General features: G+C 60.8%; 20 protein-coding genes. 2 read left to right on the forward strand and 18 right to left on the reverse strand.

Annotated features, from left to right (window positions below):
- Positions 1 to 197: 197 nt before the first annotated feature.
- The 4 genes from CCANI_RS08365 to pgsA form a co-directional block, all read right to left on the reverse strand.
- Complete coding sequence (locus tag CCANI_RS08365) at positions 198 to 1,031, reverse strand: PspA/IM30 family protein (RefSeq protein WP_146323730.1); 834 nt, start codon at positions 1,029 to 1,031, stop codon at positions 198 to 200.
- 80 nt (positions 1,032 to 1,111) lie between these two features.
- Positions 1,112 to 1,435, reverse strand: a complete 324-nt coding sequence (locus CCANI_RS08370; RefSeq protein ID WP_146323731.1) for a helix-turn-helix domain-containing protein — start codon at positions 1,433 to 1,435, stop codon at positions 1,112 to 1,114.
- An 8-nt stretch (positions 1,436 to 1,443) separates the two neighbouring features.
- The gene (locus CCANI_RS08375) at positions 1,444 to 2,004 is read right to left on the reverse strand and encodes a CinA family protein (RefSeq protein ID WP_146323732.1); all 561 of its coding nucleotides are present in this window, start codon (positions 2,002 to 2,004) and stop codon (positions 1,444 to 1,446) included.
- 1 nt (position 2,005) lies between these two features.
- The gene (gene pgsA / locus CCANI_RS08380; protein WP_146323733.1) at positions 2,006 to 2,560 is read right to left on the reverse strand and encodes a CDP-diacylglycerol--glycerol-3-phosphate 3-phosphatidyltransferase; all 555 of its coding nucleotides are present in this window, start codon (positions 2,558 to 2,560) and stop codon (positions 2,006 to 2,008) included.
- A gap of 43 nt (positions 2,561 to 2,603) precedes the next feature.
- On the opposite strand from pgsA, the gene CCANI_RS08385 reads away from it, so the two are divergent.
- Positions 2,604 to 2,894, forward strand: a complete 291-nt coding sequence (locus CCANI_RS08385; RefSeq protein ID WP_146323734.1) for a YciI family protein — start codon at positions 2,604 to 2,606, stop codon at positions 2,892 to 2,894.
- Positions 2,895 to 2,953: 59 nt separating this feature from the next.
- Here the strand turns inward: CCANI_RS08385 and CCANI_RS08390 are convergent, their stop codons facing one another.
- From CCANI_RS08390 to CCANI_RS08455, 14 genes are all read right to left on the reverse strand, one after another.
- Entirely contained in the window at positions 2,954 to 3,976 is a 1,023-nt protein-coding gene (locus tag CCANI_RS08390; protein ID WP_146323735.1) for a TerC family protein, read from the reverse strand.
- Between the two features lie 173 nt (positions 3,977 to 4,149).
- A complete protein-coding gene (locus CCANI_RS08395) occupies positions 4,150 to 6,951 on the reverse strand; it encodes an FtsK/SpoIIIE family DNA translocase (protein ID WP_146323736.1) in 2,802 nt (933 codons plus the stop codon).
- 53 nt (positions 6,952 to 7,004) lie between these two features.
- The gene (locus CCANI_RS08400; RefSeq protein WP_146323737.1) at positions 7,005 to 7,631 is read right to left on the reverse strand and encodes a TIGR03085 family metal-binding protein; all 627 of its coding nucleotides are present in this window, start codon (positions 7,629 to 7,631) and stop codon (positions 7,005 to 7,007) included.
- A gap of 24 nt (positions 7,632 to 7,655) precedes the next feature.
- Complete coding sequence (locus CCANI_RS08405) at positions 7,656 to 9,644, reverse strand: ribonuclease J (protein WP_146323738.1); 1,989 nt, start codon at positions 9,642 to 9,644, stop codon at positions 7,656 to 7,658.
- Positions 9,641 to 10,552: a 4-hydroxy-tetrahydrodipicolinate synthase gene (gene dapA / locus CCANI_RS08410; RefSeq protein ID WP_146323739.1), complete on the reverse strand. Its 912-nt coding sequence runs from the start codon at positions 10,550 to 10,552 to the stop codon at positions 9,641 to 9,643. The genes CCANI_RS08405 and dapA overlap by 4 nt, the downstream gene beginning before the upstream one ends.
- A 105-nt stretch (positions 10,553 to 10,657) precedes the next feature.
- A complete protein-coding gene (gene thyX / locus CCANI_RS08415) occupies positions 10,658 to 11,413 on the reverse strand; it encodes an FAD-dependent thymidylate synthase (protein ID WP_146323806.1) in 756 nt (251 codons plus the stop codon).
- The gene (gene dapB / locus CCANI_RS08420; RefSeq protein ID WP_146323807.1) at positions 11,413 to 12,162 is read right to left on the reverse strand and encodes a 4-hydroxy-tetrahydrodipicolinate reductase; all 750 of its coding nucleotides are present in this window, start codon (positions 12,160 to 12,162) and stop codon (positions 11,413 to 11,415) included. The genes thyX and dapB overlap by 1 nt, the downstream gene beginning before the upstream one ends.
- Before the next feature lie 173 nt (positions 12,163 to 12,335).
- A complete protein-coding gene (gene galK / locus CCANI_RS08425) occupies positions 12,336 to 13,532 on the reverse strand; it encodes a galactokinase (protein ID WP_146323740.1) in 1,197 nt (398 codons plus the stop codon).
- Positions 13,525 to 14,646, reverse strand: a complete 1,122-nt coding sequence (galT, locus tag CCANI_RS08430) for a galactose-1-phosphate uridylyltransferase (RefSeq protein WP_146323741.1) — start codon at positions 14,644 to 14,646, stop codon at positions 13,525 to 13,527. The genes galK and galT overlap by 8 nt, the downstream gene beginning before the upstream one ends.
- A gap of 2 nt (positions 14,647 to 14,648) precedes the next feature.
- Positions 14,649 to 14,906: a hypothetical protein gene (locus tag CCANI_RS08435; protein ID WP_146323742.1), complete on the reverse strand. Its 258-nt coding sequence runs from the start codon at positions 14,904 to 14,906 to the stop codon at positions 14,649 to 14,651.
- A 19-nt stretch (positions 14,907 to 14,925) separates the two neighbouring features.
- Positions 14,926 to 16,596, reverse strand: a complete 1,671-nt coding sequence (locus tag CCANI_RS08440) for a sodium:solute symporter family protein (protein WP_146323743.1) — start codon at positions 16,594 to 16,596, stop codon at positions 14,926 to 14,928.
- Positions 16,597 to 16,915: 319 nt separating this feature from the next.
- The gene (locus CCANI_RS08445; RefSeq protein WP_186750129.1) at positions 16,916 to 17,926 is read right to left on the reverse strand and encodes a LacI family DNA-binding transcriptional regulator; all 1,011 of its coding nucleotides are present in this window, start codon (positions 17,924 to 17,926) and stop codon (positions 16,916 to 16,918) included.
- Positions 17,927 to 18,187: 261 nt separating this feature from the next.
- Positions 18,188 to 19,558 (reverse strand): hypothetical protein, encoded by a 1,371-nt coding sequence (locus CCANI_RS08450; RefSeq protein WP_146323745.1) that lies wholly within the window; start codon positions 19,556 to 19,558, stop codon positions 18,188 to 18,190.
- 87 nt (positions 19,559 to 19,645) lie between these two features.
- Entirely contained in the window at positions 19,646 to 21,880 is a 2,235-nt protein-coding gene (locus CCANI_RS08455) for a polyribonucleotide nucleotidyltransferase (RefSeq protein WP_146323746.1), read from the reverse strand.
- Positions 21,881 to 22,042: 162 nt separating this feature from the next.
- Between CCANI_RS08455 and CCANI_RS08460 the strand changes: the two genes are divergently transcribed.
- Positions 22,043 to 22,648 (forward strand): CPBP family intramembrane glutamic endopeptidase, encoded by a 606-nt coding sequence (locus CCANI_RS08460; protein ID WP_146323747.1) that lies wholly within the window; start codon positions 22,043 to 22,045, stop codon positions 22,646 to 22,648.
- The last annotated feature ends 822 nt before the right edge of the window (positions 22,649 to 23,470 follow it).

Genomic DNA, 23,470 nt, shown 5'->3' on the forward strand with positions numbered 1-23,470 from the left:
GTCGTACGAAAACTGTGCAGTCCGAGATCCGGTGCGGCAACGGCAAGCAATTGAATAATCGAAGTCTTGTTGCTGTAGGCTCGCAACCTGAACTTGGCCGGTAGTAGTTGGCGCTTGGGACGCACCGAGCCCTAGAAACCAAAAACCGCCCCCGACCATGTGCATGGTGGGAGCGGTGTGGAAATTCAGGAAACCAACTAGGCTTCGCCGCGCAATTCGCGCATGCGTTGCGCCACGGCCGGATCGGTGACTGTGGAGTTGGTGCTCGAACCTTCGGTCAAGGCCTGACGGTCATTGCCAGCGGTCAATTCGTTAGCCATCTGGGCACGAATCTGCTCGAGGCGGGAGTGGCCTGCCAGCTGCACACCGGCCTGCTCGATCTCCGCCATGCGGCCCTGCACGGAGCTTTGGGCAAGCTCCGCCTGGCCGAGGGCGTTGGCGTACCGGCGCTCGATCTTTTCGCGCACCTGGTCCAGGTTCGGCGAGGACCCATTGGCGGTAATGGAGTTCATGGACTTCAGCGATTCGGAGACCTTCTCCTGCATCTTCGCCTGCTCCAATTGGGACAGCAGCTTGGTGCGCTCCGCAACCTTTTGCTGCAAGGCCATGGAGTTGCGTTCCACGGCCTTCTTGGCCTGCGCGGCCTGTTGCAGCGCCTGATCGTGCAGCTGCTTGGTGTCTTCCACGGATTGTTCCGCGGTAACCAATTGGGCGGCGAAGGCCTCGGCGGCGTTCTCGTATTCGGTCGCCTTTGCCACATCACCGGAGGCACGTGCTTTATCGGCAAGCTGGAGAGCTTGGCGGGTATTACCTTGAAGTTTCTCAATCTCCGCCAAGCGGCGATTCAGCTGCATTTCCAGCTGGCGCTGATTACCAATAACGGCCGCGGCCTGCTGCGACAATTCTTGGTGCTGGCGCTGAGCATCTTCAATGGCCTGCTGAATTTGGACCTTCGGATCAGCATTCTCTTCGATCTTAGAATCGAACAGTGCCATCAGGTACTTCCAAGCCTTAACGAAGGGATTAGCCATTGTGGAGAGAAACCTTCCTAGAGTGATGTGTTATGGGTTGCGCGGAAGTAATCAGCGCACGCTAGAAATCAAATGTACCGCTAAACTGCGGGCACCGCAGCTAATTCAGGTCGAGCACCGCGCACGGCCATCGAGCTTGCTGCTTCGATGAGTACGTCTGCCACAGGTGATCCGAGCGCGCGGCACACGGCGGCCAAGAGCTCGGAGGAGACTTCTTTGCGTCCGCGTTCCAGTTCGGAAAGATACCCCGGGGAAACCCGGGAAGCTTCAGCGAGTTCGCGCAGTGTGATTCCTTGTTCCGCGCGAAAAGAACGCAGCGCAGCCCCCAACGCCTCACGCAACAGAGGTTCGGTGTGAGAAGCCTGAACTACCGGCTTATCCAAAAGAGCAGTATAGGTAACCATCACTTCCTTTAACGGTTGAATCCATCAATTTGTTCCCGCGAGAGTTCCTCGAGCACCCCAAGCAAGGTGTGCCACGCGAACCGCGCCGCAATGCTGCGGATTTCCGCCCGATTACCAGCGATAACCGGAACTGGTTTCGAATAGCCCCGCTGCAAAACCCACTGGTGATGATGCTGCGGACACGCCCGGATCGCGCCGCTCCAACCGGTAGGATCGGCGAAGCCAATCCACACCTCGCCAACCGGGTGACCGTCTTGCGGTTCCGGGCCGGCAACACCAGTCAGCGCCACCGCCCAATCGGATCCGCACACCTGCCGGACGCCCTCGGCCATCGCCGTGGCACATTCGGGCGAGACCGGACCGTGAGTGGCCAAGATCTCTTCGTCTACCCCCGCAAGTGTATGTTTCAAATCCGTCGCGTAGGTGATCAGCCCGCCGCGGAGCACGGCGCTTGCCCCCGGGACGTCGACAAGCATGGCGGAAGCTAAGCCGCCCGTGAGCGATTCGCACACCGCAACAGTCTCCCCACGGCGGCGCAATGCAGCAACCAAATCCTCGCAAACGCCCATGTCACTTCTTTCGGGAATCCAACAAATACTGTATGCCGGTGACCACCGTCACAGCAACGGCTGCGAACATCACCAACATTCGCGGCACATGCAGCCAATCCGGAAGCGGCATCAAATACAACGCCACCGCAACGGCCTGCAACGTGGTTTTAATCTTGCCGCCCTTGCTTGCCGGTACCACCAAACCGCGCCGCAATTGGTACATGCGCCAGAACGTGATGCCTAACTCGCGCACCACAATCACTACCGTAACCCACCACGCCAGCGCACCAACCAAGTTCAGGCTGACCAATGCGGAAATCATCAATGCTTTGTCCGCAATTGGGTCGGCGATCTTGCCAAAGTCGGTGACTATTCCCCGTGAGCGCGCAATATCGCCGTCTAATTTGTCGGTGATCATCAGGGCGATGAAAAGGCCGAAGGACCACCACTGGGCGTGCGTCAATACCAACCACACAAAAACTGGGACAAGCAAAATGCGCAGGCTTGTTAAAACATTCGGTAGGTTCAAATTTGACTGGCGCGCTCCAGCCTGAGTGTTGTGTTCGGCGCTCACACCTCACCACACTACCGAACTGCCGCGCCCTACAATGTTTTTCATGAACGTTTTCGTCATTGAATACACGTATTGCAGCGACCCGAGTTTGGTGGAACAGGTCCGCCCGAAACACCGCGAATTCCTGGGCAAACTGAAGGAAGAAGGCAAACTCGTAGGCTCCGGACCGTACACGGATGACCAGGGCGGCGCGTTGATTATTATTCGCCTGCCCGAGCCCGCGACCGTCGCCGATGCCGAGGCGCTGATGGCGGCGGACCCCTACCTCGCCCACGACGCGCTGGCCGAACGCGTGTTCCGGCCGTGGAACCCCGTGCTCAATGTGTTTCAGTGATTCTGACTAGGTTTCGGCGGTAGCGTACAACCCCTCCGCCGAAACCCTGAAAACAGAACCTAGTACTTGTTGCGGGGGGCAACACCACCAAAGGTCTCGTCGCGGATGCTCTTGATCACAGATGCGATGGACGTAATGGCGAGCACCCCGACGATCACCAGCAGCGATACCACGGTGGGCACCTCGGGGACGTGCACCGGTTGGCCGCCATTGATGAACCCAAGGTAGTTTTCGTGCAGGGCGTGCAGCAGCAGCTTCACGCCGATAAAGGCCAGGATCACGCCGAGGCCATAGGACAGGTACACCAAGCGATCCAGCAGGCCGTCGAGCAGGAAGTACATTTGCCGCAACCCCATCAAGGCGAACGCGTTTGCGGTGAAGACGATGTACGGTTCGTGGGTCAGGCCGAAGATGGCGGGGATGGAGTCGAAGGCAAACATGAGGTCGATAAACCCGATGGACACCAGGGCGATCATCAGCGGGGTGACCATACGGACCCCGTTTTCGCGGGTAAGCAATTTATCCCCGTCGAAGTTGCTGGAGACGGGGATCAGCCGCCGCGCCATGCGGACCACCAGCATATCGTCCACCTCGGTGTGCTCCGCCCCGCGGATTTCATCGACGATGAGCTTGATCGCGGTGTAGAGCAAAAACAGGCCGAAGATGTAAAACACCCAGGATGCCTTGGCAATGGCTACCGCACCGATGCCGATAAAGATGCCGCGGAAAATCAGCGCCAACGCGATGCCGATCAACAGCACTTTCTGCTGGTAGGCGCGCGGAATTTGAAAGGAGCCGATAATCAGGGCGAAGATAAACAGGTTGTCTACGCTCAAGCTCAGTTCGGTGATATAGCCCGCGAAGAATTCGATCGCATGATCGTGTTTCCCTACCGGGCCGCCCCAGGTGAACCACAGGAACACCCCGAATGCGCATGCGAGCGCCACGTAGAAGAGCATCCAGCCGGCGGCTTCTTTAATGGTCGGCTCGTGGGGGCTGCGGACATGGGAGACAAAGTCAAAAATAATGAATCCCATGAGCACGACGATGGTGATGCCCCAAGTCAGTGCATTTACTTCCATATGTAGCAAGACCTCCGGTCTTTATAGTGTTGCTATTGACCGGAGGTCTCCCCCGCCGCTGGGGCGGCCGACAGGACCGGGACTGTAGCAGTGCCGTGTTGACGATCTCTGTCGTTATTGGGGTACTCCCCTCCAAGACGTTGCTCTACTGTACCCACATCCAGGGGAATCTGCTAAAACACCCCACCGGTGGGATTGGCCTCCACCACGTTGACGTCCGCGTCCTGCGGGGCGTCCGCCGGGCTGCCACCCTGAATCATCCACAGGATCGTATCCAATTCTTCGGGCTTGACCAGCACTTGTCGTGCCTTGCTGCCCTCGGAAGGCCCGACCACCCCGCGGGATTCCATGATGTCCATGAGCCGCCCCGCCTTAGCGAAGCCGATGCGCAATTTGCGTTGCAGCATCGACGTGGAACCCAATTGCGATGTGACCACCAGTTCGACCGCCTGCAGGAGGTCTTCCATATCATTGCCGATGTCATCATCGATCTCTTTTTTGGCTGACCCGCCCTTGTCCTCGGTCACGCCCTCGGTGTAGCTCGGCTCGGCCTGATCCTTGGCGGCCTCCACCACCGCCTGGATCTCCTCATCGGTTACAAAGGCACCTTGGATGCGCACGGGTTTGCCCGCGCCCTGGGGGATAAACAGGCCGTCGCCCATGCCGATCAGCTTTTCCGCACCGGCCTGATCGAGGATCACGCGCGAGTCCGTGAGCGAGGACGTGGCAAAGGCCAGGCGCGAAGGCACGTTCGTCTTAATAAGACCAGTGACGACGTCCACCGAGGGACGTTGCGTGGCCAGCACCAGGTGGATGCCTGCCGCGCGCGCCTTTTGGGTGATGCGCACGATTGAATCTTCGATTTCTTTCGGGGCGGTCATCATCAGGTCGGCCAGCTCGTCCACCACGCAAATGATGTATGGGTAGGGGCGGTACTCTCGCTCCGAACCCAACGGCACTTGGATCTCACCGGCGAGCACCTTGCGGTTAAAGTCCTTGATGTGGCGCACCCGCGCGGACTTCATATCGAGGTAGCGCTGCTCCATTTCCTCAACCAGCCATTGCAGGGCAGCCGCCGCCTTTTTCGGCTGGGTGATAATCGGGGTGATCAGGTGCGGGATGCCCTCGTACGGGGTGAGCTCCACCATCTTGGGGTCCACCAAGATCAGCCGGACCTCGTCGGGGGTGGCCCGGGTAAGCAGGGACACCAGCATGGAGTTCACGAACGCGGACTTACCGGAACCGGTGGAACCGGCCACCAGCAGGTGCGGCATTTTCTGCACCGAGTGGCTCACAAAGTCACCTTCGATGTCCTTGCCCAGGCCGATCAGCATCGGGTCGTGGTTCGCCACCACGTTCGGGGCGGTGAGCACGTCGCCGAGGCGGACCATTTCCCGGTCGGTATTGGGCACCTCGATGCCCACGGCGGATTTCCCCGGAATGGGCGTAAGCAACCGCACGTTATCGGTGGCCACCGCGTACGCCAGATTGGATTGCAGGTTGGTGATCTTGGAGACCTTTACGCCGGGGCCCAGCTCCACCTCGTAGCGGGTCACCGTCGGGCCGCGGGAAAAGCCGGTTACCACCGCGTCCACATTGAATTCGCGGAACACCTCCGTGATCGCCTCGATCATGCGATCGTTGGCGGCGGAACGGGTCTTGGGCACCTCGCCGGGGATCAGCAACGAGGTATCCGGCAATTTGTAATCGCCGCGCGGCTCCCGGGGCTCGGGCAGCGGGATATCGCGCTGCTCCTCGCTCTTCGGCGGCGACGCAGGCACCGCCGCGGGATCCACACCGCTGCGTGCGAGGATCGCTTGCCGTACGCCCTCCACTCCGGAAGCCACGGCGTCGTCACCCTCGGTGTCCTCGGGCTCCGGCTGACGCTTCGCCTTTTTGCGGCGGCGCGTGGTGCCAACGACTATCGCGGGGAACTCCTCGGTATCGGCGCTGGATTCGGATTCCTCCGCCTCCGCAGACTCCTCCTCCGCTTCGGCCGCCTGTTCGGGCGTGACCTTGGGCATATCAAAGAGCGTGCTCTGCTCGCCGCGCGAATTCAATGCGACCCGGCGGCGGGTATAGGGGCGGCGATCCTCCTCCGGCTCTTCCTCCGGCTCGTCCTCGTCCTCGTCCTCGTCTTCGTAGAGATCGCCGCCGGTATTGATCAGGCTGCCGATAAACGCTGCGAAATCTCGTACGGAAATCCCAGTGGTTTTTAAGGCGCCGTAGAAGATCACCAAAAACAAAATCGGCACGGCGAGAAACACCGAAAACCCCGCGGCCAGGGGGCCGCCCACCCAGGCACCGATCGCGCCACCTGCGGTTTTACGCAGCTCCCAATTCACCGGGTCGCCGGCAAACAGGTGGATCGTGCCGAGCATTGGAAAGCCGATCAAGGACACGCCCATGCCGATGCGGCCGCGCTGCTCCGGCGGCGGCAGATAGCCCAACATCAGCACCATGGCCAGGCCAAACAAGATAATGGGCAGCAGGTACGCCCCGGCGCCGATAATCAATTGGACCACGCTGGCGATCATGCCGCCGACGGGGTCGCCGACGCCGAACCAGACGGTACCCCCCAAAATGAGGGACAGGCCGATTAGGGTCAAACCGATGCCGTCCGCATGGCGCTCAATCGTGGCATTGATCGGGCCGGGAACAATCTTCGGCGCGGGAGCCTTTGCCGCCGGGGCGGCATCCTTGGCGGGCGCGGACTTGTCTTGAGCCTTCGCTTTTCCGCCATCGTCCTTCGTGGGCAGCGCCTTAGTTTCCGCAGTTTTAGCGGGCTTTTTCGGGGCGGCGCGCCGTTTCGCGGCCACCCGGCTGGTGGCGCTGACGATCGCATTGAAACCACCTGTGACAGCGTTAAAAGCGCTGCCGGTCCTCTCGCTTGAGGTTGCGGCAGCGCGTTCTGCGGTGCGGGACGGTCTTGCCTTGGGGCCCGTAGGTTTCGCGCGTTGGCTCTTGGTGGTCATAGTGAACAGGATAGCCCGAATTGTCACACGAGCCCCACCCGCCACACCGAAGCTTAGAGCGAAGTGCGCACAATCCGGTCGATATCGCCCTGAATCTGAATATCCACAGCTTCCCTAAAGTACGCCCACAACACGAGCTCCCCGATCGGGCCGGACACGTGCACCACCTGATCCCCCGCCGCGGACACGCCGCGCTTATCCGCCACCACGATGCGCGGCAGCCCCGCAGGCTCCAAGGCCACCGGGCAGGTGGAATTCTTCAGCAGCATCTTCGCCGCCAAGCGGAACGGCCCATGCAGGGTGCGCTGGTCCGCCTCGCTCAGCTCGCGGGGCCGCCAGCCGGGCAGCGAACGCCGCACATCCTCGTGGTGCACAAAGTGCTCAAGGACATTGAAAACCTGTTTGGTGTAGCGCAATGGGTTCGCGCGCCGCGGGCCGGAAGCCCACTCGGACACCAGTTCGTGAAAGTCGCGCTGCTCGTATTCCTCGGTCACCGCCTGCAGCCGCCCGGCCAGCGGGGAAAGGAACATCCCCAACGCAGCGTCGGGGCGGTTTTCCCGAAGCACCAAATGCACAATCAAATCCCGGTTGGTCCAACCGGGCAGCACCGTAGGGTGATCCGGACCCAATTGGGTTACAAGCGCGGCTAGGGCGGCACGTTCTGAGGCGACAAAACTCATGCGCCCTAGCCTAGCCTAGTGCGGTTATAGGCTCTCGCGGGATCCCCGAATATCCTCATCATCGATGTGCGTAGCCTCCGCATGCATGGGCACCACGGTGGGGATAATCATGGGCTTGCGGCGCCACTTTTGCTCCACATAGCGGGACACCTTGCGGCGCAATTGCTGCACCATGCGGTACGGGTCGTTTTCGCCCTCGCCCGCCAGATCCAGCATCAGATTGGCCACCAGTTCGGTCACCTCCGGCATCATCGCCGCGGCGTCCTCGCTGAAGCCCTTCGCCTGCACCGTCGGGCGCTCCAGCGGGCGGCCAGTGCGGTTATCAATCACCACGGTCACGGTGATCAGGCCGCCCTCGCCCATGGAGGTGCGGTCCGCCAACACCTCTTCGTCGATATCACCCATGGTGACGCCGTCGACGTACAGGTTACCTACAGGGACCTGCCCAACGACGCGCGCGCGGCCGTCGATAAGGTCAACCACAACGCCGTTTTGTGCGAGCACCACCTGGTCCCGGTCAACGCCGGTGGAAATGGCCAATTCCTTGTTCGCGCGCAGGTGACGCCACTCGCCGTGCACCGGCATCACGTTCTTCGGGCGGACGGCGTTATACAGGAACAACAGTTCGCCGGCATAGCCGTGGCCGGAGGTGTGCACCTTGGCGTCGCGGCCCGTGACCACCGTGGCGCCGATCTGCGCCAGCATATTGATCACACCGAACACGGCCTCCTCATTGCCCGGCACCAGCGACGAGCTCAAAATGATCAAATCGCCGTCGCGCACATTGATCTGCCGGTGCTCGCGGCGGGCCATGCGGGACAACGCGGCCATCGGCTCGCCCTGCGTACCCGTGGTCACCAGCATCACCTTATGCGGGGCGAGTTTCGCCGCCTCATCCATGGTGATGATCGTGCCGCGCGGGGCCTTCAGATACCCCATCTTCTCCGCGATCTCCATATTGCGGAGCATGGAACGGCCGTTGAACGCGACCCTGCGGCCGGCGGCCACCGCGGCGTCGACAGCCGCCTGAACCCGATATACGTTCGAGGCGAAGGAGGCCACGATCACGCGCTGCTTCGCATCCGCAACCAAACGTTTGAGCGTGGGCCCGATCTCCGCCTCCGAACCGGACACGCCGGGGGTGGTGGCGTTCGTGGAATCGCACAGGAACAGCGCCACGCCCTCATCGCCCAGCCGCGACAATGCGGGCAGGTCCGTGGGGCGCTTATCCGTGGGCGTCTGATCCAGCTTGATATCGCCGGTATGTACGACCAGCCCGGCGCCCGTGGAAATGGCCACGCCCAGGCAATCCGGGATGGAGTGGTTCACCGCGAAGAAGCGGATATCAAACGGCCCGCGCTTTTCGTTCGAATTTTCGTCCACGGGCACGAGCTTGGGGCGCTGCCGATGCTCGCCGCATTTCGCGGAAATCAGCGCCAGCGTGAACTTCGAAGCAATAATCGGGATATCCGGGCGCAGCTTCAGCAGCCACGGGATCGCGCCGATATGGTCCTCGTGGCCGTGCGTGACCACCAGCGCCTCGATGCGATTAAGTTTGTCCTCCAAATAGGAGAAGTCCGGCAGGATCAGGTCCACGCCGGGTTCGCCGGAGGACGGGAATAGCACACCGCAGTCCACGATCAGCAGGCGGTTGTGGTATTCGAACACAGTCATGTTGCGGCCGATTTCGGAAATGCCGCCAAGCGCAACAATGCGCAGCCCGTCTTTGGGGGATTTCGGGGGTTGCGGTAACCGCTGCGTCAGGTCCGCACCCTGCATGGATTTCACCACGTTACGACGCCCGCCCCCACCGCCGTTATCGCGCCGACCGCGCCCGCCCCGGCGGTTGCGGCCCGTCTGGTTTCTTCCATTTGCCCGATTTTCGTCACCGGAAGGGATATCCTGCACGGTGGTTTTGGCCTCAGCATCGCCGGCCGGGGCTTGGAACTCTACTGCCTCCGGCGGGCCTGCTTTGCGCACAACCTTCCGCGGACGGTTACGGGGTTCAGTCATATTTCAAGGACTCCAACTTTTTCTAAATCTCTGCGGAGTTCCTCAAGTTGCTGCGGGTCCGCTGGGACCTGCGGCAATCGAGGCACACCGACGTCAATGCCCTGGAGGCCCAGGGCAGCCTTTGCGAGGCTGACCCCGCCCAAGCGTGCCTGGGCGGCGAACAGCGGGGACACTGTGGCGTTGATTTCCCGAGCACGGGCGAGGTCGCCTTCCTCAAAGCAGGTGTACAGCTCACGCAACAAGTGCGGAACAATGTGACCAATCACTGAGATAAACCCGGTGGCGCCAACCGACAACCACGGGAGATTCAGTGGGTCATCGCCGGAGTACCAAGCCAAGCCGGTTTCCGCGATCAGCGGGATCGCGGCGGCGATATCACCCTTTGCATCCTTCATCGCCTGAATATTGCGATGCTCTGCCAGACGCTTGATGGTATCAGACGCAATGGAAATTACAGAACGGCTCGGAATATCGTACAAACACACCGGCAGATCGGTGGCATCCGCAATCGCCGTAAAGTGCTGGTACAGGCCCTCCTGGGAAGGCTTGGAATAATACGGGGTGACCGCCAGCAGCGCGCTCGCCCCGGCCGCTGCGGACACGCGGGCCAATTCCAGCGAGGCGTGGGTATTGTAGGTGCTCACGCCGGCGATCAGCCGGATCCGATCCGGCAGCTCCGCGCGCACCGCGCGCAATAAGGCGAGCTTTTCGGCGGTGGTCGTGGTGGGCGATTCGCCGGTGGTGCCGGCGAGGATCAGGGCGTCGCAACCCTTGTCCACCAAGTGTTGGGCCAGCCGCACGCCGGCCGCAATGTCGAGTTCACCTTCGCTGGTAAACGGGGTCACCATGGCTACGGCGACGGTGCCAAAAGTTTCGGCACCAGTGTGTACAGCATTCCCAGTACTCATATGGTTGTACGCTACCTATTCTGTCCTGGTCGGCGGGCTGGCCGCTGACGCGCTATCATCGGTGAAGTTTTACTAATGGTAACTAAGACTTGCTCATTGGACCAGCTAGAAGTCCGTAACATAAGGGCTCACCGCCATTTCCGAACCGTCCGGAAGGGTGCTCACCCCGAAATCACTAAACACCACGGGGGCCTGTTGCTGCAGCACCTTCAAGCATTCCACCGCCACCCGGCGGATCTCCACATCCGCGTGCTCCGTGGCCCGCATGGCAATAAAATGCCGCCAGGCCCGATAATTCCCCGTGACCACGATCCGGGACTCCGTGGCATTCGGCAACACCGCCCGCGCCGCCTGCCGGGCCTGCTTGCGGCGCAACAATGCGTTCGGTTCGCCGGACAACCGTTCCTCCAGCGCGTCCAATAACTCCGTAAAGGTAAAGCGCGCCTCCTCCACGCAGCGATCGAACAAAGCTGCGAGCTCTGGGTCCTGCGCGATCAGGGACGGCAAGACCACCGCGGCCTGGCCATCGTGCACAAAGCGTTGCGACAATTGCGAAAAGGAAAAATGCCGGTGCCGCACCAATTCGTGGGTGGCGGAGCGGGAAATCCCCCGGATATACAGCGTGGCCGTGGCGTGCTCCAACACCGCCAAATGCCCCACCTCGATGATGTGCCGCAGATACGCCTGATTGCTGGCCGTCCGCGGATTCGGCTTATCAAAGCTCTCGTAGCAGGCGCGCCCCGCGAACTCCGCCAGCGCCTCGCCGCCCGAGGCGGCATCGTTTTCCCAAGCGACATCCGTCGGCGGGAAAAACTCGCTGGCGGCGATAAGCTGCACATCGAGGTCCACGTGACGCACCATCATGCGCCCTCAATATCCAAATAATGCTCCAAACCAACCGTCAAACCCGGATGCCGCCGCACCTGGCGCACACCCAACAACACGCCCGGCACAAAAGACGTGCGATCGTAGGAATCCTGGCGGATTATCAACGTCTGCCCCTGAGTGCCAAAGATAACCTCCTCGTGCGCCACCATGCCGGACATGCGTACGGCGTGGACCGGCACGCCGTCGACAAGCGCGCCGCGGGCACCCTCCAACGTCTGTTCGGTTGCGTCCGGAGCCGCGCCCATGCCCGCCGCCCGGCGCGCCTGCGCAATCCCCTCCGCCGTATGAATCGCCGTACCCGAAGGCGCATCAAGCTTGTTCGGATGATGCAGCTCAATGACCTCCGCAGACTCGAAAAAGCGAGCGGCCTGGCGCGCGAATTGCATAGTCAGCACGGCGGAAATGGCAAAGTTCGGGGCGATCAACACGCCCACCCCCGGGTTTTGTGCACACCAGTTCTCCACCTGTTCGAGGCGTTGCGGCGTAAAACCCGTGGTCCCCACCACGCAGGAAATACCGTGGGCAATGCAAAACTCTAGGTTGTCCATGACCACGCCGGGCTGGGTGAAATCCACCACCACTTCCGCGCCCTGATCCACGAGGGTTTGCAGCGCATCGTCGCGATCGACCTCCACCACGAGCTCCAGATCCGGCGCCGCCGCGACCCCCTCGCACACCGCCTGGCCCACGCGCCCGCGCGCGCCGAGGACACCGACCTTGATCTTCGCATCAGCCACAGTTGTTCTCCTTTATGCTTCGCTTCTCGCTCACGTGAGCCCCCTCGATTCTAACCGCGAAGCAGCACACCATGACGCCGACGCTCCCCCGCCCCCGCCCGCACACACGCACCGGCGGCCCGCCCCGCAACCTTGTGCGAGGCGAACCCGGAGTGCGCCTAGAACGTCCGCAATGCGCCGGCGGAAGGCACGGCCACGAGGAAGGACGGCGTGGCAATGCCCGCGTCTGCGGCCGCTTGCAACACCGCTTGCTTCGTCGCCTCTACCTCGGAATCGCGCACCAGTGCGATGGCGCTACCGCCGAACCCACCGCCGGTCATGCGCGCGCCGAGCGCCCCGGCCTTAAGCGCCGCGTCCACTGCGGAATCCAGTTCGATCACAGTGACCTCGTAATCATCGCGCAGGCTGGCGTGCGACTCCACCATGCTGCGCCCGAACGCCTCGAAATCGCGCGCTTCCAGCTCCTCGATCGCGCGTGCGGTTCGTGCGATTTCGCTGACCACGTGGCGGACGCGGCGGCGCACCACATCCTCCTCGCCGGGCATGGCGCCGCGTGCCCATTCCACCGCCGCTGCCTCGGCGTTTGGCACCTCGCGGAGCGATACGCCCAGGCCTGCGGAGACGGCGTCGATAATCCCGCGCCGCGAGGCGTACTGGCCGTCCGCAAGTGTGTGCGGCGCGTTGGTATTGATCACCAGGATCGCCAGCCCGGCCGCGTCAAGGTCGCAGGGAATGTGACGCGTGGAATCGTCCGAGTAATCGATCGCAAGCGCGTTCCCCGGCGTGCCCAGCAAGGAAATCCGCTGATCCAGCCCGCCTGTCGACGCCCCGACCACGTCATTCTCCGCCGTAATACACGCCGCAACGAGGCGCAATCGGACATCATCATCCGCGGGTCCGACAAAGAGTTCGTATGCGCCGAGGGCGACCGAACATTCGAGCGCGGCGGAACTGGACAGCCCCGCGCCGAGCGGCACCTCGGAAACGAGGGCGATATCGCAACCCGGGAAATCCGCCGGCAACACGCCTTGTTGCATGGCGGCCCAGATCGAGCCCACCACATAGCCGGCCCAGTTCGAGGGGTGGCCGGGGCCCACCTCAGCGAGGGCGATATCGAACAGGGATACGTCCTCCGCCTCGGGCAGGATAGAGGCCACGTGCACGCGGCCATCGTTGCGCAGGCGCAGCGCCGCATAGGTGCGTTGGCTCAGCGCAAACGGCAGGCAGATCCCGCCGGCGTAGTCCACGTGCTCGCCGATCAGGTTGACGCGCCCCGGCGCCGCCCAGACACCCTCCGGCTTCTCCCCGAAGGTTTCTTCGAATAGCGCGGCGGCGCGCTGTGTTCCATCAGTCATGTGCAAGCTCCTTGAATCGGGCGGCGATCAGTTCCGGTGTGGTGTCGTTATTCCATGCGCCCATCGCGGATTCCGTGCCCGCCAGGTACTTCATCCGACCGGGCGAGCGCATGAGCGAAAACAGGTGCAGGTGGAAGCGCCCAAATTCGCGGTCGGCGCCGACCGGGGCCTGGTTCCACGCCGCGATATACGGGGTCTTTTCCACGCCTTCGAAAAAGCGATCCACACGATGGAGGATGTCCAGGTAGACCGTTGCCAGCTCCCGCTTTTCCTCCTCGCTGAGTTCCGTAAAGTCCGCGACCTTGCGCTTGGTGGTCAGGATCAATTCCAGCGGCCATTTCGCGGCGGCAGGAACATAGGCGATCCAGTGTTCGGTTTGAATGATCACGCGTTCCCCGCCCTGCTCGGCGGCGATCACGTCTTCGAAGAGGTCGCGGCCGGTCTCCGCTTGATACGCCTTCGCCCGGTCCACAATCGCGCGGCTGCGCGGCGGCAGGAACGGGTAGGAGTAGATTTGCCCGTGCGGGTGCTGCAGCGTCACGCCGATCTCGGGGCCGCGGTTTTCAAAGGGGAACACCAGTTGGATTCCCGGCAGTTTGGATAGTTCGCGTGTGCGATCCACCCAGGCCTCGATCACGGTGCGCACGCGCTCCGGGGAAAGGTCCCGGAAATTGGAGTCTGGGTCCGCGGTAAAGCACACCACCTCACAGCGCGCCAGCGCCGGGGCCCGCTCCACAAAGCCATCGACACTGGTTTCGAAGTCATCCCCGACTTCCATATGGAGGGTCAGCGAGGGGAAGCGGTTTTCAAAGACCACCACGTCATAGTCGTCGGCGGGGATCTCGGTGGGCAATTCGCCCGGTTTGGTCGGCGCCAGGGGGTTTTCATTGGCGGGCGGCATAAACGTGCGGTTCATGCGGTGCGCCGCCATGACTACCCAGTCGCCGGTGAGCGGGTCGCGCCGCATCTCCGAAAACGTGTTGCTGGGTGGAAGTTCCCGGGAATCCACGAGGTTTCGGGTTTCCGCGCCGCTTACCCACGGCTCGCGGTCGTCGAAGTAGATGAGTTCGCGACCGTCAGCAAGCGTGGTGCTGGTTTTGCGAACATGAACCATGATTACTTCGACTCCGTCTCCGTCTCGGCCTCCGGCACCGCGATGGGCCGCAGCATGGACCATACGAAGAACCCGACACCGAAGGTCAGCATGGCCGCCCCGGCATAGAGGTTGTAGTCGCTGTTTTTGGGCAGTCCCGTGTCTGGGTTCACACCGGGATCCATCACGAATGCAGCGACGATCAGAATTGCACCGTACGCGCCGATAAGTGCTCCGATGATATTGCGGACGTCGAAGGCACCGGCAGTTGTGTGAGCCATTGCTAGTTGTCCTTATCTGTTAAGCGAAGATGATATTGAGGGCGATGACGAGGACCATGCAAAGCACGCCAAGCGGCACGGTCTGGCGGTACCACGGCATGGCTGCCTCGGTGGAATCCGTGCGAACATCCTTCGGGGTTTCGGAGTAGACGAATCCGACCAGTTCTTCCGAAGGCTTCGGTGCGGTAAACATGGAGACGATGATCGCTACGATCACGGCCGTCACAAACGCCAGGGAAGCTGCCACGAAGGCGGTGCCCTGACCGGGGAGGTTAAACACGGCGGCGGTGGTGTCGGTGAACTGGGAAACGTACCAGTAGATCACCGCGGAGGCGGTACCCGCGACCAGCGAGCTCCAACCGGCGTGGGCGGTCATGCGCTTCCAGAACATACCGAGAATGAACGTGGCGAACAGCGGGGCGTTAAAGAACCCGAACAGCGTTTGCAGGTAGTCCATCACGTTGCCGAAGTTTTGCGCGATCAACGCGGTAAACACTGCGATCAGCGTGGCGCCGACCGTGGCGATACGCCCGAAGTTCAGGTAGTAGGCATCGTCGCGATTCTTCACCACATAGGTCTGCCAAATATCGTAGGAAATCACCGTGTTAAAGGCCGAGATATTGGCGGCCATACCCGCCATAAACGAGGCCAGCAGACCGGCGATTGCGATGCCCAACAGGCCGTTCGGCAGCAGGTCACGCATCAGCAGCAGGATCGCATCGTTCGGCCGCGCCGTGGGGTTATTGCCCATAAGTTCGGCTACGGAAACGCTGGCGACCATACCGGGCAGCACCACTAGGAACGGGATAAACATCTTCGGGAAGGCGCCGATGATCGGGGTTTTGCGCGCCGCCGAGAGCGATTCGGAGGCCATGGCGCGCTGCACCTCAACGAAGTTGGTGGTCCAATACCCGAAGCTGAGCACAAAGCCGAGGCCGAAGACGATGCCCACTGCGGAAACCACGGGGTTATCAAAGCCCGAGATGTCCGTGCCCGGCCACGTGTGGAAGTGGCTTTCCGACGCCACTTTTTCCTTCAGGCCGCTCCAACCGCCAACCGTGTGCAACCCAATGAGGGTCAACGGCAGCAAAGCTGCAACGATAACGAAGAATTGCAGCACCTCGTTGTAGATGGCGGCGGACAAACCACCCAGGGTGATGTAGCTGAGCACGATAATGGCGGCGACCAGCAGGGTCACCCACAGCGACCAGCCGAGCAGGGCCTCCACGATCTTGGCCAGCAGCAGCAGGTTCACACCTGCGATCAGCAGCTGGGCCACCGCGAAGGAAATGGCGTTGACCAGGTGTGCGCCGGCGCCAAAACGCTTGAGCATGAATTCCGGCACGGAGCGCACTTTGGAGCCATAGTAGAACGGCATCATTACGATGCCCAGGAACACCATGGCGGGGATTGCGCCAACCCAGAAGTAGTGCATGGTTTGGAAACCGTATTGGACGCCGTTTGCAGACATACCAATGATTTCCACCGCACCCAGGTTGGCGGAGATAAAGGCGAGGCCGGTCACCCATGCGGGGAGCGACCGGCCAGACAGGAAGAAGTCAATGGAACTGGAAACGCGGGAACGCGCCGCCCAACCAATCCCAAGAACGAAGGCGAAGTAGATGGCGACGATAGCGTAGTCCACCCAGTGTGCATCGAGCCGCAGCGATGCCGATTGCGCGAGAATCACGGCGATACTCCTCGAGGAGGGGGGTAATTAATCTTTGCAACTCTGAAACTACGCCATTTGGAGGCGGAAATGGGAACCTTCCCACAAAGGCTAAACTGCCCATTTTTCGTTTGTACTGGCGATTTAGCTGTATTTTGAAGCACGATACGCAAATCCAGTGACATACCTCATACTAAATGGGGGTATCTTTCGCGTCGTTAATGCCCCCGAATCGGGATTTTTGGGGCCGGCTAAGGCCCCCCTAAGAAAAACGATTGCACACTTAGGCGCGGCGAAGCCCCCACCGGCCGCCTACTCGGATCCGAGCACCCGCGGCCAATTACCGAAAGCTCTGCAGCGTCTCCCCCACCATCAGCTCCCCGCACACCAGCTCGCGGACCGGCCGGGTAGGAACCTGTTCAAGCATCTCCGCCACGAGTTCAATGCCGCGCTGCGCAACCTCCTCCACGGGCAGCCGCACGGTGGTCAGACCGATCAGGTCGATCCCATCCCCCAAGCCATCGCAGCCGGTCAGCCCCAAGGTTTCCGGCACCGTTAAGCCGCGCGCCCGGAGCTTGCGCATCACATCCAGCGCCACCCGATCGAACGGGCACATCAGCACCTGCGGCCCCGGCAGAGCCAAGATCTCATCCAATTCGGCCTCGGAAAGCATATTGCGATCCACCGGCCAATCCACCACCTCGATGCCATGCCTGCGCAGCTGGTCCACCGTCGCCGCCGTCCGCACGTGCGCGCCCTGGGAATACTTCGCGTCCAGCGTCAACACCACCGCCCGCCGGTACCCCACGCTCACCACCTGATCGGCGAGCATCATGCCGTGCCGATACTCATCGAAAGACACGTTATGCAGCCGCGGGTGCGCCTCCGGCCGCCCCAACACCAAGGTGGGCACCTCGCCAACGATCTCCGCGAGGTCATCGCTGGGGATGGTTCCGGACGCCACGATCAAGGCCCCCACCCGCAGCCCCACGAGGTCCCGCACGGCCTGCAATTCCCGCCGAGTCGCCTCCGGGGAGACCACCGTCATGGAAAGCAATTGCAGCTCGCGTTCATAGGCGGCTTGCTGCAGCTCACGATGCATCCGCCCATACACGGGGTTATGTGCGTTGCGCACCAGCAGGCCGATCAGGTGCGTATTATCCGCCCGCAACGACCGCGCCGCCGGATTGACCGTATAGCCAACATCATGCACCGCCTCTTCTATACGACGCCGCGTTTCCTCAGCGTAGTGGCCCTTCCCCGACAGCACACGGGACACGGTGGACTTGGAAACCCCCGCTGCATGCGCGACGTCGATAATCGTCGCACGCTTTCGCCTCTCGATGGACATACGGCCTAGTCTTTCACACGCGCCCGGAAAACGCCGACGCTCGCGCGCCCGGCACCCCACACCAAACATCGACCGCCAGCTACCACGTCGTCTTCCTTTCACCCGCCGGTACACGTCTCAATGTACAGCAAAACTAGTTGTGCACCATCAATTAATGCGTTGGGTGTAACGGACGCCCCCTGACGCCCCCGCCACAAACTCGACAATTCATTCGCTATGCCAATCACATTCCGGGACAAAATAAAGCCCACTGCGGCAAAACTAACCAGCCAACGACCGCGGATAGTACAACACAACCTCGGCCGAATCGACGCCGCGCCGCGGCTTGGAAACAATCACGCCATCGGCAATATACACATTGCAACACTCCCCAAAATCACCCGACTCCCGCAGCAGATACTCACCGGTCAGCGTATCTTTCAGCAACAACTCCCGCGACGCATTCTTCGTTGGCGGACGCAACATCAACACCAGCCGCCCGGAATGCGAAACCCCGACAATATGGTCTGGGTAATCCACCGAAAACGCGACGTCGCTAGACCCCGGTTTTACGTACCCCACATTCCAATCCCACCGATACTTGTTATGAAAAACCACGTCTCCCGCGGCATTGATAATCACCGAATCCCCCGACTGGGTCTCCCGCGCCAAGGCGGCGGGAAACATCACGGAACCCCACGTATTCGACTGCATAATGTCATTTCGCGGAACGGTCCAGCCGTAGATCATAGGCCGCTGTTCACCAATCCAATTATTCTGATAATCAAAAAGCACATGATCACCGTGCGACAACTCATCGGTGACATAGGCCGTCCAACCATCCGTAAACAGCCCCGAAATTTCGTACACCGAGTGCTCCGCCTGCACCGCGCCGTCGCCCGCGGACAGCACCCTTACCCGCACGCCAACCGAGCTCTGCGAATCCTCATCCCATTGGCAAAACACCACATCAGCGGTGGAAACCAGGGTGCATTGGGCGCTTTCTGGGACTGCCTGCTGCCACTCCACCTCCCCGGTCGGCGAGACCCTCAGCAGCTCCTTATGCATCCCGTCCTCCCCGCCCGTCACCGATGCGGACACGATCAGCGAGGCGTCAGACGGCCCCAGCAATTCCGGCGCGCCGGTAAACTCGCCCGGAATCTCGCGAATCACGCCGCCCTCGCGGGTATCCATCAGCTGCAGCGGCCCGCGCGAATCGACGCTGCACACCGCGCGCTGATCAGACATATTTGCGCATCTGCGGACGGGCTGCCGGTATTCCCGCTGCCGCGTCGCAAGGCTCCAAGATTCGATAAAGTGATCGGAATCGTGGACGGTTTCAAACACCGCCGCGCCGCGGTCCCGATCCACCCCAAGCAAGGTAACGTCCACCGCGGAAACGCTTAAACTTTCGAAGCCCTCGGCAACCGCGTCGTCGATAAACACGTCCGTACGTTGCGGCGGCACATGCAGCTGAGAATAATCCGTGGTCACGCGCTCGCGCCCGAGATTGCGATACACCACAGCGCCCGCCACGGCCACCGCGACCATCCCGACGATCGCGCCGAAAATCACCAGAAACCACACCGCACCGCGCCCCTTGGGGGACTGCTGCGGGCCAGCGTTCGAATCGAACAAATTGCCGTTTGCCATCGGGGACCTTCGCGGTGAGCTCGGCCACTAGCCAGGCTTACCGATGCGCCGAGGGTACACCGGCAAGCCTTATCGAACAAAGATGCGTTAGTCCTCCACAGGCACCAACGAAATCTTGCCGCGATTATCGATGTCAGCGATCTCTACCTGGATCTTCTCGCCGACATTCACCACATCTTCCACCTTATTAATGCGCTTGCCATTGCCGAGTTTGGAAATATGTACCAATCCATCGCGGCCCGGCAGCAGCGACACAAACGCGCCAAACGCGGTGGTCTTTACCACGGTACCAAGGAAACGCTCGCCCACCTTAGGCAATTGCGGATTCGCAATAGCGTTGATCTTTTCGACGGCCGCGTCCGCCGCCTCGCCGTTCGTGGCTGCGACGTAGACCGTCCCGTCTTCCTCGATCGTGATATTGGCGCCGGTCTCCTCGGTGATCGAATTAATGGTCTTGCCCTTCGGGCCGATGACCTCGCCGATCTTGCTGACCGGGACGTTCACCGTGGTGATGCGCGGGGCCAGCGGGCTCATCTCGTCCGGGCTATCGATCACTTCGGCCATAGTTTCGAGGATGGCCAAGCGGGCGTCGCGGGCCTGGGAAAGGGCGTCCGCAAGCACGGAGGACGGGATGCCATCAAGCTTCGTATCCAGCTGCAGCGCCGTAATGAAATCGGCGGTGCCGGCGACCTTAAAGTCCATATCCCCGAACGCATCTTCGGCGCCCAGAATATCGGTCAGCGCCACGTAACGGGTCTCGCCCTTCACCTCGTCGGAGACCAAACCCATCGCAATGCCCGCGACCGGGGCCTTCAGCGGAACACCCGCATTGTACAGCGACAATGTGGAAGCACACACGGAACCCATGGAGGTAGAACCATTGGAACCCAAGGCCTCCGACACCTGGCGGATGGTGTACGGGAAATCCTCCCGGGAAGGAATCACCGGCACGAGCGCACGTTCGGCCAGCGCACCATGGCCAACCTCGCGGCGCTTCGGCGAACCCACGCGGCCGGTCTCGCCGGTGGAATACGGCGGGAAATTGTAATGGTGGATATAGCGCTTATGATTCACCGGGGTCAGGGAATCGATCTGCTGTTCCATCTTGAGCATGTCCAGGGTGGTCACACCAAGGATCTGGGTCTCGCCCCGCTCAAAAAGCGAGGAACCATGCGCACGGGGGATGAGGTCAACCTCCACGCCGAGGTCACGGATATCGGTGATGCCGCGGCCGTCGATACGAAAATGGTCAACCAGGATACGGCGGCGCACAATCGCCTTCATCAGGGCGTTATACGCGGCGCGAATCTCCTTCTCGGACTCCTCAAAACGCTGCAGCAGGCTCTCCTCCACAGCCTCCATATGCTCGTTGGTCGCCTCCTCGCGCTCCTGCTTGTTCTTGATGGTGAGCAGCTTCTCCAGCTTGCCCGCCGCCTTCTTCTCCACCGCAGCGTAAATCTCGTCCGAATACGGCGGGAACAGCGGAAACTCCTGAGTCTCCTTCGCCGCCTCCTGGGCAAGGCCAAGCTGGGCGCGGCACAACACCTCAATAAACGGCTTCGCCGCCTCCAAGCCCTGAGCCACAACCTGCTCCGTGGGGGCAGGCGCGCCATCCTTGATGCGCTCGACCACGTTTTCGGTTGCGCCGGCTTCCACCATCATGATTGCGACATCATGTACGGTACGACGGCCCTTCTTCTTCGACACAATGCGGCCAGCAACCACAATCTCAAACAACGCCTGATCTTGCTGCTCATGCGTGGGGAACGCCACCCACTGGCCCTCCGGATGCTTCTCATCCGCCAGCAACGCCATGCGCACACCGCCGACCGGGCCCGAAACCGGAAGCCCGGAAAGCTGGGTGGCGGCGGAAGCGGCATTGATAGCCACCACGTCATACATGTCCTTCGGATCCATGGACATGACGGTGACAATCACCTGCACCTCATTGCGCAGACCCTTCACAAACGTGGGGCGCAGCGGGCGGTCAATCAACCGACACGCCAAAATCGCCTCCGTGGAAGGGCGGCCTTCGCGGCGGAAAAACGAGCCGGGAATGCGGCCGGCAGCGTACATGCGCTCTTCCACATCGACGGTCAGCGGGAAGAAATCGAAACCCTCGCGGGGTTGATTCGACGCGGTGGTGGTGGCCAGCAACATGGTGCCTTCGTCCAAGTAGGCCGTAACGGAACCATCCGCTTGGCGGGCCAGCTGGCCGGTTTCCAAGCGGATGGTACGAGTGCCAAAATCACCATTATCAATAATTGCTGTGGCTTCTACAATGCCGTATTCAGGGTCCTTGGCTATAGTAACGTCACTCATACAGGTACGTTTCTCCTCGATAGGATATGCGGGCGGTCATCGGTGCCGCCCTTGAATCGGATGTTCTCGTCAAAGAGTCTCGTGCGCATTTTACCAGCACAAAACATAAATAGCTATTCGTAACTCATACCGAATTCAGAGATACACATTACACTCGTGAACATGGCACTCAATGACCCCAATGACCTGCTGTTTTTTACCGTGCCTACCCTGTTCTATTTATTACTGCACCGGATATATTTAGTCCCCTCGCTCGCCTACCTGTACCAACATCGCAAACACTTGCGAAGGGCCTCGCGGACGATGGGCTTTATTCGACCACAAATTCGAGATTGCAAACTCGGGGTGATTACCGCTGTGCTCCTCGCGCTGGTCACCGTGCTGATGATCCACTTCTCCCCGAACTCGATCCCATCGAAGCCGGCGATCGTCGCCACAGCCACCATGATCGCGGTCGAAGCCACAGTAACAATCCTGCGCAGCGCCGGCGAAGAAGTACTCTTCCGCGGATTCATCCAAGGGATCTTTAGCAAACGCTTCTCCGCCTACACCGCGATCCTGGCGCAAGCACTGCTCTCCATGCTGCCCGCCACCCTGCTCACCATCCTCGACACAGGCTACTGGGTGTTACTGCCGCCACAATTCCTAGCGGTAATCACCTTCGGATTCTTGCGCCACTACACCAAGGGAATCACGGCGCCGCTATTAGTACACATGATCCTCAACGTACTAGTAATGACGGCCGACCTCACCGGACTCACCGCGTAACCCTTGGGCAGTCTCGCCGGACTCACCGCGTAACCGACGGCTGCTCTCGCCGCTTAACCTTCAGGCGCTTCGGATTCCATCGCCACCGGCGCGGCCTTGGCTGTCACCTTGCGCGCATCTTGTGCGCCGAAGAATTAGGTTGCGCCCTCCGCATGAAATTTTTTACACACAAATCGACGATTCTGTGTAATTTTCATCGTCATGGGCCGCCCAGGGCTGTCGGCGCGATATTCTTTACACAGATTTCGGGATTTTGATGTAAAAAATATCGGTATACACCGTTCAACTCCAGCCATAGCAATAAGTTGCCCACAACGAATGTTTCCGGCTTTTCGTCACTGTGACGTAATTCGACCACGCTTTATATAGGGCCGGCATATTGGAAGCCCTAGCATCCCAGAATTGATATGGCGCAATACAATTGTAAGCGCTGTTTCTAAGAATGAAATCCGACTCCGAATCAAGCATCCCCTCCCCATTAATCCAGTTATGTATACATATTGGTAAAGGCCGGCTGTCGACCGTGAGGCAGCAATGATCCCGCAGGCGACCTTCATCCTCACAGGAGACCCACCCTTTGGGCACCCTTTTGCCACCATTTGGGCACTCTTTCGGCCGCCCACCGCGAAATTGGGCCGCCAACAGGCCCCAACAAATAGGTTGCGTGCTTCAGATGAAGTTTTTTACACACGAAAGGCGATTTCTGTGTAATTTTCATCGCGTCAGGCCGCCCAGGGGCGCCGGCGCGATATTTTTTACACAGATTCCGGGATTTTGATGTAAAAAATATCGGTATACACCGTTCAACCCGATTGGTGGGCC

This window comes from Corynebacterium canis (genome assembly GCF_030408595.1).
In the GTDB taxonomy this organism is placed as follows: Bacteria; Actinomycetota; Actinomycetes; order Mycobacteriales; family Mycobacteriaceae; genus Corynebacterium; species Corynebacterium canis.